Annotated in this window: 16 protein-coding genes; 11 read left to right on the forward strand and 5 right to left on the reverse strand. The window is 42.8% G+C overall.

The window, feature by feature from the left end; all coding sequences use genetic code 11:
• The first annotated feature begins 57 nt into the window (after nt 1-57).
• From KI742_RS09190 to uspE, 6 genes are all read left to right on the forward strand, one after another.
• The gene (locus tag KI742_RS09190) at nt 58-534 is read left to right on the forward strand and encodes a FixH family protein (protein ID WP_005377489.1); all 477 of its coding nucleotides are present in this window, start codon (nt 58-60) and stop codon (nt 532-534) included.
• A 4-nt stretch (nt 535-538) separates the two neighbouring features.
• Nucleotides 539-2,902, forward strand: coding sequence for a heavy metal translocating P-type ATPase metal-binding domain-containing protein (locus KI742_RS09195; protein ID WP_285385986.1), 2,364 nt, complete (start codon nt 539-541; stop codon nt 2,900-2,902).
• A gap of 15 nt (nt 2,903-2,917) precedes the next feature.
• Nucleotides 2,918-3,082 (forward strand): cbb3-type cytochrome oxidase assembly protein CcoS, encoded by a 165-nt coding sequence (ccoS, locus tag KI742_RS09200; protein WP_005377493.1) that lies wholly within the window; start codon nt 2,918-2,920, stop codon nt 3,080-3,082.
• Nucleotides 3,083-3,090: 8 nt separating this feature from the next.
• Entirely contained in the window at nt 3,091-3,771 is a 681-nt protein-coding gene (locus KI742_RS09205; protein ID WP_064353933.1) for a sulfite exporter TauE/SafE family protein, read from the forward strand.
• 90 nt (nt 3,772-3,861) lie between these two features.
• On the forward strand, nt 3,862-4,608 hold the full coding sequence (locus KI742_RS09210; RefSeq protein ID WP_005377497.1) for an FNR family transcription factor: 747 nt from the start codon (nt 3,862-3,864) through the stop codon (nt 4,606-4,608).
• A 180-nt stretch (nt 4,609-4,788) separates the two neighbouring features.
• On the forward strand, nt 4,789-5,736 hold the full coding sequence (gene uspE, locus KI742_RS09215; protein WP_064353932.1) for a universal stress protein UspE: 948 nt from the start codon (nt 4,789-4,791) through the stop codon (nt 5,734-5,736).
• A gap of 140 nt (nt 5,737-5,876) precedes the next feature.
• On the opposite strand, the gene ttcA is transcribed toward uspE, so the two are convergent.
• The 4 genes from ttcA to KI742_RS09235 all read right to left on the reverse strand — a co-directional run bounded on the left by ttcA (nt 5,877) and on the right by KI742_RS09235 (nt 9,271).
• On the reverse strand, nt 5,877-6,770 hold the full coding sequence (gene ttcA, locus KI742_RS09220) for a tRNA 2-thiocytidine(32) synthetase TtcA (RefSeq protein WP_005377502.1): 894 nt from the start codon (nt 6,768-6,770) through the stop codon (nt 5,877-5,879).
• A 198-nt stretch (nt 6,771-6,968) separates the two neighbouring features.
• Nucleotides 6,969-7,631 carry a DUF2987 domain-containing protein gene (locus KI742_RS09225; RefSeq protein ID WP_042522976.1) on the reverse strand — a complete coding sequence of 221 codons (663 nt, stop codon included), beginning with the start codon at nt 7,629-7,631 and terminating at the stop codon, nt 6,969-6,971.
• Between the two features lie 13 nt (nt 7,632-7,644).
• Nucleotides 7,645-8,481: a glucosaminidase domain-containing protein gene (locus KI742_RS09230; RefSeq protein ID WP_017634900.1), complete on the reverse strand. Its 837-nt coding sequence runs from the start codon at nt 8,479-8,481 to the stop codon at nt 7,645-7,647.
• On the reverse strand, nt 8,474-9,271 hold the full coding sequence (locus KI742_RS09235) for a hypothetical protein (RefSeq protein ID WP_005389175.1): 798 nt from the start codon (nt 9,269-9,271) through the stop codon (nt 8,474-8,476). The genes KI742_RS09230 and KI742_RS09235 overlap by 8 nt, the downstream gene beginning before the upstream one ends.
• A gap of 400 nt (nt 9,272-9,671) precedes the next feature.
• Here KI742_RS09235 and potA point away from each other — a divergent pair, with 400 nt between their 5' ends.
• The 5 genes from potA to KI742_RS09260 all read left to right on the forward strand — a co-directional run bounded on the left by potA (nt 9,672) and on the right by KI742_RS09260 (nt 14,819).
• Nucleotides 9,672-10,787 (forward strand): spermidine/putrescine ABC transporter ATP-binding protein PotA, encoded by a 1,116-nt coding sequence (gene potA, locus KI742_RS09240; RefSeq protein WP_017634901.1) that lies wholly within the window; start codon nt 9,672-9,674, stop codon nt 10,785-10,787.
• Nucleotides 10,768-11,628, forward strand: coding sequence for a spermidine/putrescine ABC transporter permease PotB (gene potB / locus KI742_RS09245; protein ID WP_005377512.1), 861 nt, complete (start codon nt 10,768-10,770; stop codon nt 11,626-11,628). Before potA ends, potB begins: the two co-directional genes overlap by 20 nt.
• Entirely contained in the window at nt 11,628-12,398 is a 771-nt protein-coding gene (gene potC / locus KI742_RS09250; RefSeq protein WP_005389180.1) for a spermidine/putrescine ABC transporter permease PotC, read from the forward strand. Before potB ends, potC begins: the two co-directional genes overlap by 1 nt.
• A 102-nt stretch (nt 12,399-12,500) precedes the next feature.
• On the forward strand, nt 12,501-13,532 hold the full coding sequence (locus tag KI742_RS09255; protein WP_213964468.1) for an extracellular solute-binding protein: 1,032 nt from the start codon (nt 12,501-12,503) through the stop codon (nt 13,530-13,532).
• Between the two features lie 249 nt (nt 13,533-13,781).
• Complete coding sequence (locus KI742_RS09260; protein WP_005377521.1) at nt 13,782-14,819, forward strand: extracellular solute-binding protein; 1,038 nt, start codon at nt 13,782-13,784, stop codon at nt 14,817-14,819.
• Nucleotides 14,820-14,907: 88 nt separating this feature from the next.
• On the opposite strand, the gene cobB is transcribed toward KI742_RS09260, so the two are convergent.
• Nucleotides 14,908-15,639 (reverse strand): Sir2 family NAD+-dependent deacetylase, encoded by a 732-nt coding sequence (cobB, locus tag KI742_RS09265; protein ID WP_005377522.1) that lies wholly within the window; start codon nt 15,637-15,639, stop codon nt 14,908-14,910.
• Nucleotides 15,640-15,684 lie beyond the last annotated feature (45 nt).

Genomic DNA, 15,684 nt, shown 5'->3' on the forward strand with positions numbered 1-15,684 from the left:
TCTTTCCTTTAAATTTAACGCCTTACATTTTTTCATTTAGCTGTTGAGAACTTTTTTATGGTAAAGCCTTGGTATAAACAATTTTGGCCGTGGTTCCTAATCATCCTTCCTCTTACTGTCGTAGTTTGGACTGTGATTACTGTGGTCGTTTTCTCGAACAACTCTGTTTCTTTAGTCGCCGAGGATTACTATAAAAAAGGCAAAGGCATTAATATCGACATTAGTAAAATGAATGTCGCTCGTGACCTAGGTCTTAACGCTGAGATTTCCTCTGAAAATAACAATGTTGTGATTGTTTTCGCTAAAGGGAAGCTACCTCATTACCCTGCTCTAACGGCCACTTTCACTCATCGTACTCTTCCTGATCGTGACTTCACAAAGCTTGTAACAGCGGATGCATCTGGTAATTACCGACTAAAAGCTGAGGAATCTATTCAAGGACCATGGTTTGTTGAACTACAACCACACGACAAGCAATGGATGATCCAAGGTAAAGTTGAGTTTCCTGCCTCTTCAACACCGTTAATGAAGTAAGCATATGTGTAAATCCTGTTATCACTGCGGTGAAGATGTACCAGCCAACACGGATTTCAAAGTAGAAATATTGGGTGAAATTCGCGACATGTGTTGTCCGGGCTGCGAAACTGTGGCGCAGACTATTGTCGATAGTGGTCTTGTATCATATTACCAATACCGCACTGCGCCTGCAGAAAAGGCAGACCTAGTACCAGAGCAACTCCAAGCTTTAATTCATTATGACAATGCGGATGTACAATCTGAATTCGTACGAAATCGCGAAAATGTTTCTGAAGTAACCCTTTCTTTGGAAGGCGTTTCATGTGCCGCTTGTGCGTGGTTAATCGAAAAGCAAGTTTCTAATACGGCCGGGTTGGTATCTATCCGTGTTAATACAACCACCAATCGAGCGTTACTAGCCTGGGATAAAACTCAGGTACGGTTAAGCGAGCTCCTTTCCGTTATTCATAAACTTGGTTACAAAGCTGCACCTTTTGAAGCAGATAAGCAAGAAGCCTCTTACCATCGAATGATGAAGCAATATCTATATCGGCTAGGTATTGCAGGTTTAGCAACCATGCAGGTCATGATGCTCGCCGTTGCACTGTATCTCGAAGTCTTTGGTGATTTAGAGCCAGAGTTTAAAAGTTACTTTCGTTGGGTAAGTTTGATTTTTGCTACTCCTGTTTTGCTTTATTCCGCTCTTCCATTTTACTTAAACGCATGGCGCAGTATCAAAGGCCGAACCCTTGGTATGGATGTCCCGGTTTCTATCGCGTTGATCTTTGCCTATGTTGCAAGTTTAGTTGCAACAGTAACTGAACAAGGCGAAGTCTTCTTTGAATCTATCTCGATGTTTACCTTCTTTTTGTTAGTAGGTCGATTCTTAGAGATGCGCGCTCGTCGCAAAGCTGCTGCAGCGAGTGGTAACCTTCTTAAGTTGATTCCTGCAATTGCTACAACGCTGGACGGTGATCAGATACCCGTGAAGACGCTAAAAGTTGGCGATCGTATTCGCGTTCTACCTGGTGAACATATCCCCGCTGACGGTAAAGTTATTTCAGGCCGTATTCATATTGATGAATCCATGCTAACGGGCGAGTCAGTGCACGTTGTGAAACGAGAAGGCGATATTGTTTATGCGGGAACGCTAAACGGAGACGAATCATTTGAACTTGAGGTAGTAAGCTCAAAGGCCGATTCAATGATTTCTAACATCGTGCGTTTACAAGATGAAGCTCAACACTCCAAACCTAAAATTGCGGAAATTGCAGACATTGTCGCCCGTTACTTTGTTGGTGTGATTCTTATTATCTCTGCTGGTACTTGGTTTTACTGGCATCAAACAAAACCAGATGATGCGTTTTGGATCATGCTGTCTGTGTTAGTCGCTACGTGTCCATGTGCGCTATCTCTGGCCACACCGACCGCACTCACTTGTGCTACCTCTAGAATGGGTAATTTTGGCATTTTACTTCGTAAAGGCCATGTGTTTGAGACATTATGTAAGATCAACCACTTAGTTGTAGATAAAACAGGCACTCTAACGAAAGGTGATATTGAGATCTGTGAAACAAAGGTACTTAGTGATCTCCCACAGAAAGATTGTCTATCACTAGCTGCAGCTTTAGAGGCTCATGCAAACCACCCTATCGCTCGTTCTTTTGCAACTTTCACCAATGATGACTTTATCGTGTCTGATGTGCAAAACGTGATTGGGTCAGGGATTGAAGGGATATGGAATGGCAACATCGTTAAGATAGGTAGTGCTGCTTTTGTTCAAGGCAAAGAAAGTGGTGAAAGCCAGGCGGTCTATCTGTCGGTTGATGGCAAGCATGTCGCTAGCTTTTACTACCGCGACCCTATCCGAAAAGAAAGCAAAGCCTTTATTCAACGCTTTGCTGACGCTGGAATTAAGACAACCCTGCTAACTGGTGATTCTCTTTCAAACGCCCAACCAGTGGCGAATGAAATTGGTATCGATCACATCGTCGCGTCAGCAAAGCCAGAAGATAAGCTTGCATACCTTAAGAGCTTGGACGAAAACAGTATCACTATGATGGTTGGTGATGGAATCAATGACGCGCCGACTCTCGCCGGAGCTCACCTTTCTGTCGCAATGGGCGGTGGTACAGATGTCGCTAAAGCTTCTGCAGATATGACGTTACTTGGGGATAATCTCGAAAAGCTACTAGAGGCACGTTTGCTTGCACTGCGTACAAGAAAGATTATTCGAGAAAACTTGGCTTGGTCTTTGGGTTACAACCTGTTAATTTTGCCTTTGGCGGTCGCAGGTTTAGTGGCTCCCTACATTGCAGTAGTTGGCATGTCTGCAAGCTCAATTATCGTTGTATCTAACTCTTTGCGCCTGCTCAAAGAGAAATAAGTAGAGAAAGCAAACATGGAAAGTCTTTATATATTGATTCCCATCGCTATCGTTCTCGTTTGTGTTGCTGTCGCCGTTTTTCTTTGGGCGGTAAGAAGCGATCAGTTTGAAGATCTTGAACGGCAAGGGCACAACATTCTTCTCGACGAAGAAGACCAATCTAATAGTGATAAAAAGTAGCGACCTTTATGACTCCTGATTTTATCGGTGCGTTGATGATCGGCTTAGTAGGAGCCGGTCATTGTATGGGTATGTGTGGTGGTATCGCGTCTCTACTTACCATGGGCTCTTCTGCTAAAAATAAAACCACCCCTCTTATCCCCCTCTTCTACAACCTCGGACGATTGTTCAGTTATACCTTAATAGGTGCATTAGTGGGTGGTGCTATATCAGGTTTATCTGAGCTTAGTGGGTTAACGCACTCTCTTGCTTGGTTAAGGCTGATTGCTGCGTTATTCATGATCCTGGTCGCGCTGTATATTGCTAAATGGTGGCAAGGCTTACTTTTAATAGAAAAGCTAGGGCAGTATCTCTGGCGCTTTATCTCGCCGGCAGGTAAGAGTTTGTTACCATTAAAGCATCCTCTTCACGCGTTGCCATTTGGCTTTATTTGGGGTTGGTTACCATGTGGTTTAGTTTATTCAGCGCTTACTTGGTCGGCGGTTTCTGGTAGTGCGATGAACGGCGGCCTAATTATGCTTGCGTTTGGGCTCGGAACGCTACCTGCGATGCTTATTATTGGATACGGTGCCAATCATTTTCAGAAATTACAAAAATCATTAATATTTAGAAATATTTCAGCATTAATCCTTATTGGCTATGGTACGTATACCGCTGTAGGAGCCTTAGCATTACTCGGTTTCATATAACGTTAAACTCTATTGAGGTGACATTTTTGCTACCCTTTAGGATTAAGCGATGCTAAAATATTGATGTATATCAAATAGTGAAAGGTTGTTATGATTTCTGAAAAACCTGCAACAAAGCGTATCCAATCAGGCGGTTGCGCCATTCATTGCCAAGATTGTAGCATTAGTCAACTGTGTATCCCGTTCACTCTAAATGAGGCAGAACTTGACCAGCTTGACCAAATCATCGAACGTAAGAAGCCTATTCAAAAAGGACAAGAGCTTTTTAAGGCCGGTGATGAGCTAAAATCGCTATACGCTATCCGCTCTGGTACCATCAAGAGCTATACGATCACAGAGCAAGGTGATGAGCAAATCACAGCGTTTCACTTAGCTGGAGACTTAGTCGGTTTCGATGCTATCACTGGTGACTCCCACCCTAGCTTTGCTCAAGCACTCGAAACGTCGATGGTATGTGAAATCCCATACGAAATTTTAGACGATCTATCGGGTAAAATGCCTAAGCTTCGCCAGCAAATCATGCGTTTGATGAGTAACGAAATTAAAGGTGATCAGGAAATGATTTTGCTTCTTTCTAAAAAGAATGCAGAAGAGCGACTAGCTGCTTTCCTTTACAACCTATCAACGCGTTTTTCTCAGCGTGGCTTCAGCCCTAGAGAGTTTCGTTTAACTATGACTCGTGGTGATATTGGCAACTACCTTGGTCTTACAGTCGAAACGATCAGTCGTTTGTTAGGTCGTTTCCAGAAATCTGAGATCCTAAGCGTAAAAGGTAAATATATCACTATCTTAGACCACGATGCATTGATGGAACTTGCTGGTGTAACTAAAGAATAATACACCCTAATTATTGATGTAGCTCGAAAATGAGCTACATCATATTTCTCATAAATTCCTTTCGAAAGTCCTCAAAAAGTTCTCCAAACTAAGCTACAGTAAAAATGTACGGTGAGTACTCCAAAATACTGATTTAATTTACATTCAGTATCTGGTTTTGCAATAGAAGTGGGCTTAGTTATGAGTATATACAGTAAGATCCTTGTTGTAGCTGACATCAATAATGATGAGCAGCCCGCACTTGCAAGAGCTGTTCAATTAGCTCAGAAAAGTGTATCTAGAAGCCGAATCACTTTCTTTTTATCCATTTACGATTTCTCGTATGACATGACGTCAATGCTATCAGTGGATGAAAGAGATGCTATGCGTCGAGGTGTCATTCATCAGCGTGAGCAGTGGATGCGTAAAATTGCTCAACCATACCTAAACGATGGCTTCGACTTTGATGTTTGTGTTGTCTGGCACAACCGCCCTTATGAGGCGATTATTGCTGAAGTCTATGCAGGCGATCATGACCTAGTCATCAAAGGCACACGTAAGCATGATGTTTTAGAGTCTGTCATTTTCACACCGACAGATTGGCACTTGTTGCGAAAATGCCCTATTCCAGTGCTTCTTATCAAGAATGCTGCTTGGCCGGAACAAGCAAGTATCCTTGCCTCAGTACATGTGGGCTCAGAAAACCCGACTCATATTGATCTCAACGATACGATGGTCGAGCGATTAAAAGAAATCACCACTCGGCTTGAGGCCAAGCCATATCTTGTTAACGCCTACCCCGTTACACCGGCGAACATTACGATTGAACTTCCTGAATTTGACCCAACGACTTATACCGATGCAGTGCGAGGTCATCATTTAACGGCTATGAAAGCACTACGCCAAAAACATGGTCTTGATGAAGAACAAACGATAGTTGAGCAAGGTTTACCTGAAGATGTCATTCCGGCAGCTGCAGAGCGCTTGAATGCTGCAATGGTTATTTTAGGTACTACAGGGCGAACTGGGCTTTCTGCTGTCTTTATTGGTAATACAGCGGAGCACGTAATTGATAAAATAAATTGCGATGTGTTGGCTCTAAAACCAAAAGGCTACATTAGTCCTCTCGATCCAAATACAGCAACCTAATCTCTCCTTAGTATTGCTATGTATTGAGCGCTTTCAAATAAACGCTAATAAATCCCCCGAATACAGGGGGATTTTTGTTTGGGAACAGTTAAAGCGTTGGGTACAAAAAAGGAGGTCTAATTGACCTCCTTTTTTACGAGTTAGATGTTCGTAACATCGATGAACATTGATTCATCAATATTCGTCGAAGAAACGACAGCCTCATTAAATTCATACTCTTCGCGGTTACCTTCACGATCTAGCGGTAAGTTAACAAAGTCGAACAATTCGCGGTCTGCTAGTTGGCTTGGGCTTACGTTTTGAATTGATTTAAAAATTGCTTCCACACGCCCTGGCGTCTTCTTATCCCATTCAATCAACATTGCTTTTATAGATTGACGCTGAAGGTTCTCTTGAGAGCCACAAAGGTTACACGGAATTATTGGGAAATCCTTGTGCTCAGCGTATTTGATCAGATCTTTTTCACGACAGTAAGTCAATGGACGAATGACCACGTTACGGCCATCATCAGAGCGTAGCTTTGGTGGCATCGCTTTAAGGCGAGAGCCGTGGAACATGTTCAAGAACATTGTTTCGACGATGTCATCCATGTGATGACCTAGCGCAAGCTTAGTTGCACCAATCTTCTCTGCAAATGAATACAGCGTACCACGTCGCAGGCGTGAACACAGACCACAAGTGGTTTTGCCTTCTGGTACCTTCTCTTTTACGACGGAATACGTGTCCTTATCTACGATGTAGTAAGGGATATTCAGTGTTTCGAAATACTCTGGCAGAATGTGCTCAGGGAAGCCCGGTTGTTTTTGGTCTAGGTTTACCGCAACCACTTCAAATTTGATAGGTGCGGCTTTTTGAAGATTCAGCAGGATATCAAGCATCGCGAATGAATCTTTACCACCGCTAATACATGCCATCACAACATCGCCTTCTTCGATCATGTTGTAATCAGTAATGGCATTTCCAACATGTCTTCTCAGGCGTTTCTGAAGCTTGTTGAATTCTAGGGTTTCTTTTCTTGTATCTATTTGGTTCATTGCGGGCTCTCACATCGCCGATAAATCGACTAGGACTTCCTAACATGGGTTTCTTTGGGGCGTGGATTATACGAGCTTTTTACGCAGGATTAAATGCTTGTCTTATTGAGTCTTTAAGAAAAGAGTGTGAAAGATACTTTAGTTACGGTCAAAATTAAAAAAGAGCTGCGATTGCAGCCCTTTCTAAACGTTCAGTGTTCATTTCTTTGCGTTAGGTAGATAAGGTAACACTCGCATCGTCGGTTCTGGTAGTGTCATTGTGCCACCTTGCCCTATTTCACTTAGTGCGACTTGTATCTTGCCATTGACAATTGGCTTTTCGGTTCCGTTTGAGAAAATCACTTTATCATTCAGTTGATTTGCAAACTCCATCGTCACACCTTGAACTTCCGGTGTAAACCAACCCGCAAACATACCGCCTAAATCTTCCAGCATCGTCTGCATTTGAGGTAGAAGAGGCTTAAGTTGCTCGTAAGAAACGTTACCCTGTAATGGTTCTTTGGTCATCACGACAAGTGAGTAATCGCAACGTGTATCTTTTGGGGTATCGATAAAAACCAACGGATTCGCTGACTTTAAGTTTTTATCAACAGGTAAAGGCAACTCTTGTGAAGCAGGGATAACAAACTCTTCATAGTGCTCTTCTTTTTCCATCCAAGCTTTTTCTATCGTACAAATTTGTTTAGTTTTTGCGTCCACAAAAAAGACACCAACTTTCACATCGTCATGCCCTTCTTTATTGTTGTTTTTTAGTTGAGTGTATAACTTTGAGTACGTGAACATGTACTCTTGAGCTTGGGTTATCGGCGATACAAGAATTAGCGCCGCACTTCCCAATAGACTTAGGCTTAACTTTTTCATTTTATCCGTTATTTTATTGCGTCCAGTAGGCGTTGTTATGACGAATCATAGCGCGAAGATCGTGTACATAGGCGATGCCACGTTCAGAATAGGCTAGCAACCCATGCGTTAACTCTGACGCGGTTGCAACCGTTAACAAGCCCTTGTTCTTTTCAGCCAGAGATGTTCTGATTTCACGCAGGTCTGCATACGCTGGGTTTCGATTAACATTCATAAAGTAGCCATGAACAGACTGTTGTACAGAATCGAATTTTTCAACTTCATGAACTTTGTTAGCGCCACGTTGCGCTGGAACAATTCCACAGCCCTTTTTATAACACCATTGGCCGAACAAGTTGTTTGCTTGAGTAGCAAAACGAGAAGTGCCCCACGCAGATTCATTTGCCGCTTGAGTTAGAACCAACGCTTCTGGTAAGACGTTCACTCTCACAAGCATCTCGTCTAGCCATGCTTGATCAATCTTATCGTTACTCAAGGGCAACGAATACAGAGATGATAACCGCTGAGCATACTCTTGTTGTTCTTGCGTCACTTGTCCCACCTTTAAAGAGGTAAGAAAGGCCCGCTCATGACGAATTCGTTGATTCTCAAGAGCAATTTTAGGCCTTAAAAAATCAAAAAAAGCAGCTTTTTTCTCTTTCGTATCTTTTATTGAATTGAAGTCTGGGATATCACCGATGTATGGCAAGTGTGATAAATCGACATGCTTAATCTTGCCAGAGAGTACGTCAGGATTTTCCACATATTTAAACTGTTTCTCGTAGTGTAAATATGGGCCTATAGAAATGAAAGTGGCGGCTATACAGGTTGCCGCCACTCGTAAACTTATTGATTTCAAAGAATTAGGCATCAAACACCTGTGAGTTACCATCGTGATCATTATCGTTTTTCTGTGTTGTAACGATCTTAAGCTTAATTCCAAACATTTCGCGGTAGAGTATGCCTTTCAAATGGAAGAAGAATGGCAGCACAAAAATCAAGCCAATACCGTAGAACATTGCTGCAATAATAAACATTAACATCACGCCTAAGTAAAGCCCCGCGACCACAAAAATCTTCTTGTTGATTGCGCGAAGTGATAACAGCAACGCTTGCATTGGTGGCACCCTTTTCTCACAAATCAACAAGATAGAGTGACTAAATGCCAAGGAAAGATACAGCGACAGTAAAGGAAAAATCATACCAACCACACCTTGTAGCATTAAGCTCATGAGCGTTGCTAGGATAACAGGAATGGTGAACTGCAACCCCTTTCCAACATGGCGCAACTTAGTCTTTAAGCCAGCGACATGACTCATAGCCATCAAACTTATCCCCGCATAAATTGGGGCGCTAATCACCTCATAACTGAAATTCGCGACATAAATAGAAGACACAATATCGTTTGTGAACGACTCTGGGTTCTCAAACGCATCAAGAATAACGCTCAAATCGCCCAACTGCAGTTTTAATGCAATATAGAAAATACCTAACTGGACAAAAAGCAATACAATAATGGCAGGAGAAAATGATAAAAAGTGCTGGATGGTTGCTCGCCAAGCTTCGTTAAAAACCGCGCCAGCTTTAAGCTCGTAGTTGCCAGACAAAGCTCGCTCTACACTCCCCCCAAGATTGAAATCTTTCTCAAAATCGTCGTTCATAGTTTATCCAAGACTAACTTGTAAAATTTTGACTGGAATTCCAGTCAATTAATGTAATCGTCATTATAAAGAAATCTTTCCACATCTAACATCACAACTCACCTACAATCCTTGCAATCTCAACTGTATGGTTGATAATTAACCACTTTCAAGGTCATGAAATTGAAACAATTGTTGAACAAAGTTTAGTGCTATCAAACTGTGTCTAGATGCCAATTAATCTCATAAAAACAGTATGGTAAGGAATGATGGCTTTTTCCTGCAAAATTATTTCTGTTTCAAGATAAGAAAATGCTTTAATTTCACACTTTTGGTGATTATGATGCGCGCCTCAAAAGTGAATGGTTAGTGTCACATCAGCTGGGATAATCCCGGCTTGAACGTGGGGGAAATACAGACGTTGAACGCAAAACCGCAAGCAGGAAAGCCAGTTATTCGTTTATCTGGTATTAGTAAAAGTTTCGATGGTAAGGAAATCATCGGTAATTTAAATCTGGATGTTAATCATGGTGAATTTCTGACGATTCTCGGGCCTTCTGGTTGTGGTAAGACAACAGTTTTACGCATGATTGCAGGTTTTGAAACGGCAGATAACGGTCAAATTATTTTGGATGACCAGGATGTAACACAGGTTCCTGCAGAGCAAAGGCACGTCAACACGGTATTTCAAAGTTACGCATTGTTTCCACACATGACCGTATATGAGAATGTCGCTTTTGGTCTTCGTATGCAGAAAACGCCTACTGCGGACATTGAACCACGAGTAATGGAAGCGCTACGCATGGTGCGCCTAGAAAAAATGGCTCAGCGTAAGCCTCATCAGCTTTCTGGCGGTCAGCAACAACGTATCGCCATTGCGCGTGCGGTTGTTAACAAACCAAAAGTACTGCTGCTAGATGAATCTCTATCGGCACTTGATTACAAACTGCGTAAGCAAATGCAAATCGAGCTTAAACAGCTTCAGCGTCAACTTGGTATTACCTTTATCTTCGTTACGCACGATCAGGAAGAGGCCCTATCGATGTCTGACCGCATTATTGTTATGCGCGACGGTGTTATCGAGCAGGATGGTTCTCCACGTGAGATTTACGAAGAGCCGAAGAACCTATTTGTTGCTCGCTTTATCGGTGAGATCAACGTATTCAACGCAACCATGCTAGAGCGTATCGACGAGAAACGTATCCGTGCAGAAATCGAAGGTGTCGAGTCTGTTGTTTACTACGATCAGGAAGCGCAAGCAGGTGAAAAACTGCAAGTACTACTTCGCCCAGAAGACTTACGTATCGAAGAGATCAAAGAGTCTGAAGAAAAAGGCATCGTAGGTCACGTAACAGAGCGTACCTATAAAGGTATGACGCTTGATTCCGTTATCCAATTGGATTCAGGCATGCGTGTAATGGTTAGCGAATTCTTTAACGAAGATGATCCTGATGTGGACCACTCACTTGGCCAGAAAGTCGCTATCACTTGGGTTGAGAGTTGGGAGGTAGTCCTCAATGATAAGCAAGAAGATTAATCTTCAAAACGCGATCATTACCTTAATCGTCGGTTGGTTAACACTTTTCGTGTTGGTACCAAATGTGATGATTATCGGTACGAGTTTCTTAACGCGTGATGAAGCAAACTTAATCGAAATGACATTTACTTTCGACAACTACTTACGTCTACTCGACCCCTTGTATGCGAAAGTGCTGATGCACTCGTTCTACATGGCGATTGTGGCGACGTTGTTGTGTTTAGTAATTGGTTACCCATTTGCTTACATCATAGCGAAAATGCCAGAGAAATGGCGCCCATTCATGTTGTTCTTAGTTATCGTACCTTTTTGGACAAACTCTCTTATCCGTACTTACGGCCTGAAGATTGTTCTGGGTACACAAGGTATTTTGAACAAATCATTAATGGCGATGGAAATCATCGATAAGCCATTACGTATTATGTACACCGAAACAGCAGTAATGATTGGTCTTGTGTACATCCTGCTTCCATTTATGATTCTGCCGCTTTACTCGGCAATCGAGAAGTTGGACAACACTTATATCGAGGCGGCGAAAGATCTTGGTGCGAACAAGTTCCAAACCATTACGAAAGTGATTCTACCTCTTACAATGCCTGGCATTATCGGTGGTTGTTTGTTGGTTCTGCTACCAGCACTAGGTATGTTCTACATCTCTGACCTTCTTGGTGGTGCGAAGAACCTACTGATCGGTAACGTCATTAAGAGCCAAGTATTGAACGCTCGTGACTGGCCATTTGGTGCTGCGACCAGTATCGCCCTCACCTTCGCAATGGCTGTGATGCTTTACGCTTACTACAGAGCAGGCAAACTATTGAATAAGAAAGTGGAGCTAGACTAATGGGACGCACAGTTAGATTTAGCTTTATGGCGCTGGTATATGCATTTTTGTATCTGCCGATCATCGTCCTAATTGTTAACTCATTTAATGCCAACAAATTTGGTATGAAATGGGGCGGTTTCACCACGAAATGGTACGAAACCTTAGTAAATAACGACAGCCTAATGCAGGCTGCATGGCATTCATTGAACGTAGCGGTATTTTCAGCGACAGCAGCAACCATTATTGGTAGCTTGACGGCTGTTGCCCTATTCCGTTACTCGTTCAAAGGTAAAGGCGCGGTAAACGGCATGCTGTTTGTCGTAATGATGTCTCCAGATATTGTAATGGCGATTTCATTGCTTGCTCTGTTCCTAGTATTAGGCGCACAGCTTGGCTTCTTTACTCTATTGATTGCTCACATCACCTTCTGTCTACCGTTCGTTGTGGTAACAGTGTACAGCCGCTTGAATGGCTTTGATGTGAAAATGTTGGAAGCTGCAAAAGACCTTGGTGCAAGCGAATGGGTTATCTTGAAACAGATCATCCTTCCTCTTGCTAAACCAGCGGTTGCTGCAGGTTGGCTACTGAGCTTTACCCTGTCTTTGGACGACGTAATTATCAGCTCGTTTGTAACAGGTCCAACTTACGAAATCTTGCCATTGAAGATTTACTCAATGGTTAAGGTGGGCATTTCACCGGAAGTGAACGCCCTAGCAACGGTGATGTTGATTGTTTCTTTGGTCTTGGTAGTAATTTCTCAGTTGCTAGCAAGAGAAAAAGTGAAGTAGAATCCGCACCCGTTAACATCACGAAACAGAATGGTTACATGCCATTCTGTTTTTCTATCTATCGTCCAAAATTGGACAACGTTTGGTTTGGAGCTAACGTCAATGAAAAAATGGGCTACTCTATTAGCTGGTAGTGCATGTGCGCTTTCTCTGTTCTCTGGTACAGCGGCAGCGGATGATAAAGAATTAGTATTTATGAACTGGGGTCCTTACATCAACAGTAATATCCTAGAGCAATTTACTAAAGAAACTGGCATCAAAGTGATCTACTCGACTTACGAGTCGAACGAAACTTTGTATGCAAAGCTAAAAACTCATAACCAAGGTTATGATCTAGTAGTACCTTCAACGTACTTCGTAGCGAAGATGCGAGACGAAGGCATGCTACAAAAGATCGACAAGACTAAGCTGAAAAACTTCGGCAACCTAGATAAAAACTACCTAGACAAGCCTTACGATCCAAATAACGACTACTCTATTCCACACGTTGTTGCGATTACAGGTCTAGCGGTTAACGCAGACATGTACGATCCAAACGACTTCCAAAGCTGGGCTGACCTATGGAAGCCAGAGCTAGAAGGTCAAGTAATGCTGATGGACGACACTCGTGAAGTGTTCCACATTGCACTGCGCAAACTGGGTTACTCAGGTAACTCTACGGATCCAAAACAAATCGATGAAGCGTACGCAGAGCTACAAAAGCTTATGCCAAACGTTCTAGTATTTAACTCTGACAACCCAGGCGCACCATACATGTCTGGCGAAGTTGGCGTTGGTATGCTTTGGAACGGTAGCGCCGCAGCGGCACAAAGTGAAGGCCTGAACCTTAAACTCGTTTTTCCTAAAGAAGGCGGTATCGGCTGGGTTGATAACTTCGCTATCTCTTCCGGTGCGAAGAACGTAGAAGCCGCTCACAAGATGATCGACTTCTTACTGCGCCCAGAAATCGCAGAGCAAATCTCTCGTGATACTGGCTACCTAACGGCGGTGGAGGAATCGAATGCTAAGTTTAAAGACGTTGGCCCACTATTCCCTTCTCAAGAAGACCTTGACCGCGTTGAATGGCAAGATGCGGTTGGTGATCTAACCGTTAAATACGAAGATTACTTCCTCAAGCTGAAAGCGGGACAATAATCTAGCTTGTGTAACAAGTCATCAACCATAGGAAAATAGGCAGCAATACGCTGCCTATTTTTGTCTTAGGCTGATATAATCGCGCGTTGCTAGGTTTATTTGTCTTGGTATCATAGATTTATCGTCTCATAACAAGGAGACAACGATATTCAAGCTAAATGAACATATTTGTGCTTACTGCGATTTGGCTCAACTTGATAACTCCAGCTAGTATTGACTTGTCCAATCGCGAAACAAAACGGAAAACAAATGAAAAGTAAATTCTACGCAAGCGCTCTATGTGCAGCGACGCTCATCGCTACCCCTGCAATGGCTGCTGATCAAGAACTGTATTTCTACAACTGGTCGGAATACATTCCAAACGAAGTTCTTGAAGACTTTACAAAAGAAACCGGAATCAAAGTTATTTACTCTACATACGAATCTAACGAGAGTATGTACGCAAAACTAAAAACTCAAGGTTCTGGTTACGACTTGGTAGTACCGTCTACCTATTTCGTCTCTAAAATGCGTAAAGAAGGCATGCTACAACAGATCGACAAAGAGAAATTATCTCATTTTGCCGATCTTGATACTAACTTCCTAAACAAACCGTTCGATCCGAACAACAACTACTCTATCCCATACATTTGGGGTGCGACCGGTATTGGTATCAATGCTGACATGCTAGACAAGTCATCGGTTTCTAAATGGGATGATTTCTGGGATAGCAAGTGGGAAGGTCAACTAATGCTGATGGATGATTCTCGCGAAGTATTCCACATTGCATTGACTAAGCTTGGTTACTCACCAAACACGACTAACCCAGAAGAAATCAAAGCCGCTTACGAAGAACTGAAAAAGCTAATGCCAAACGTATTAGTATTTAACTCAGACTTTCCTGCAAACCCTTACCTTGCGGGTGAAGTTTCACTAGGCATGCTTTGGAACGGTTCTGCATACATGGCTCGTCAAGAAGGCGCGAACATCGACATCATCTGGCCAGAAAAAGGCACTATCTTCTGGATGGACAGCCTAGCAATTCCAGCTGGTGCGAAGAACGTTGACGCAGCTCATAAGATGATCGATTTCCTACTACGTCCTGAGAACGCAGCTAAGATTGCACTTGAGATTGGTTATCCTACGCCAGTTAAAACGGCACACGATCTGCTACCGAAAGAATTTGCTAATGATCCAAGCATCTTCCCACCACAAGAAGTGATGGACAGCGGTACTTGGCAAGATGAAGTTGGCGAAGCGAGCGTAATGTACGATGAGTACTTCCAAAAGCTAAAAGTGAACAACTAATTCGTTAGTTTTAAAGATATGAAAAAGCGGCTCATGAGCCGCTTTTTTGTTCTTAATGACAAGACAAAAACTCTTCCTGTTGAAGTTACTACGCTCTTTCTTTTCCTTCTAGAGCCAGTATCTCGTCAACTAATTTTGGAACCTCAACGCTTGCTTTTCCGTAGCGTTTTTCCTCAAATTCACTTTCTACCGCACTAGGTTCTAGGTTAATTTCAATGGTATGTGCGCCGTGCATTTTTGCATCATGAACAAAACCTGCTGCGGGATACACAACGCCAGAAGTCCCAATAGAAATAAACAAATCTGCTTCTTCTAATGACGCGTAGATATCCCCCATTCGCAGTGGCATTTCACCAAACCAAACAATATGTGGTCGCATTTGTGAAGGGATCTGACAACAGTGACAAAGCTCGCCGGTCTTAATGTCCTCATTGTGCTCTACTACTTGGTTAGATTCACTACAGCGGGCCTTGAGCAACTCACCATGCATGTGAATCACATTCTGACTGCCGCCTCTTTCGTGAAGGTTGTCTATATTTTGAGTGATGACCGTCACTTTACCTTCTAACTCAGCCTCTAAACGACCTAATGCTTCATGCGCTGCATTAGGCTTTATCGCATTATCTTGAAGTTTCTTGCGGCGTTGGTTGTAAAAATCTTGAACAAGGTCCGGATCGCGAGCAAACCCTTCAGGCGTTGCTACATCTTCGATACGGTGATTCTCCCATAGGCCATCTTGCGCACGAAATGTTTGAATACCAGATTCGGCCGAGATACCTGCACCAGTAAGTACTACAATATTTCTATAAGGGAAATTCATAACTCATCCTTGCTGTTTTTTCATTAGCTTAACACTGAAAGAATA

Source organism: Vibrio sp. D417a (assembly GCF_030248595.1).
Lineage (GTDB): Bacteria > Pseudomonadota > Gammaproteobacteria > Enterobacterales > Vibrionaceae > Vibrio > Vibrio alginolyticus.

Excerpts from the sequence above, each read along its gene's own strand:
- KI742_RS09190 (WP_005377489.1), top strand. The coding sequence starts at position 58 with ATGGTAAAGCCTTGGTATAAACAATTTTGGCCGTGGTTCCTAATCATC.
- KI742_RS09195 (WP_285385986.1), top strand. The coding sequence starts at position 539 with ATGTGTAAATCCTGTTATCACTGCGGTGAAGATGTACCAGCCAACACG.
- ccoS (WP_005377493.1), top strand. The coding sequence starts at position 2,918 with ATGGAAAGTCTTTATATATTGATTCCCATCGCTATCGTTCTCGTTTGT.
- KI742_RS09205 (WP_064353933.1), top strand. The coding sequence starts at position 3,091 with ATGACTCCTGATTTTATCGGTGCGTTGATGATCGGCTTAGTAGGAGCC.
- KI742_RS09210 (WP_005377497.1), top strand. The coding sequence starts at position 3,862 with ATGATTTCTGAAAAACCTGCAACAAAGCGTATCCAATCAGGCGGTTGC.
- uspE (WP_064353932.1), top strand. The coding sequence starts at position 4,789 with ATGAGTATATACAGTAAGATCCTTGTTGTAGCTGACATCAATAATGAT.
- ttcA (WP_005377502.1), bottom strand. The coding sequence starts at position 6,770 with ATGAACCAAATAGATACAAGAAAAGAAACCCTAGAATTCAACAAGCTT.
- KI742_RS09225 (WP_042522976.1), bottom strand. The coding sequence starts at position 7,631 with ATGAAAAAGTTAAGCCTAAGTCTATTGGGAAGTGCGGCGCTAATTCTT.
- KI742_RS09230 (WP_017634900.1), bottom strand. The coding sequence starts at position 8,481 with ATGCCTAATTCTTTGAAATCAATAAGTTTACGAGTGGCGGCAACCTGT.
- KI742_RS09235 (WP_005389175.1), bottom strand. The coding sequence starts at position 9,271 with ATGAACGACGATTTTGAGAAAGATTTCAATCTTGGGGGGAGTGTAGAG.
- potB (WP_005377512.1), top strand. The coding sequence starts at position 10,768 with ATGATAAGCAAGAAGATTAATCTTCAAAACGCGATCATTACCTTAATC.
- potC (WP_005389180.1), top strand. The coding sequence starts at position 11,628 with ATGGGACGCACAGTTAGATTTAGCTTTATGGCGCTGGTATATGCATTT.
- KI742_RS09255 (WP_213964468.1), top strand. The coding sequence starts at position 12,501 with ATGAAAAAATGGGCTACTCTATTAGCTGGTAGTGCATGTGCGCTTTCT.
- KI742_RS09260 (WP_005377521.1), top strand. The coding sequence starts at position 13,782 with ATGAAAAGTAAATTCTACGCAAGCGCTCTATGTGCAGCGACGCTCATC.
- cobB (WP_005377522.1), bottom strand. The coding sequence starts at position 15,639 with ATGAATTTCCCTTATAGAAATATTGTAGTACTTACTGGTGCAGGTATC.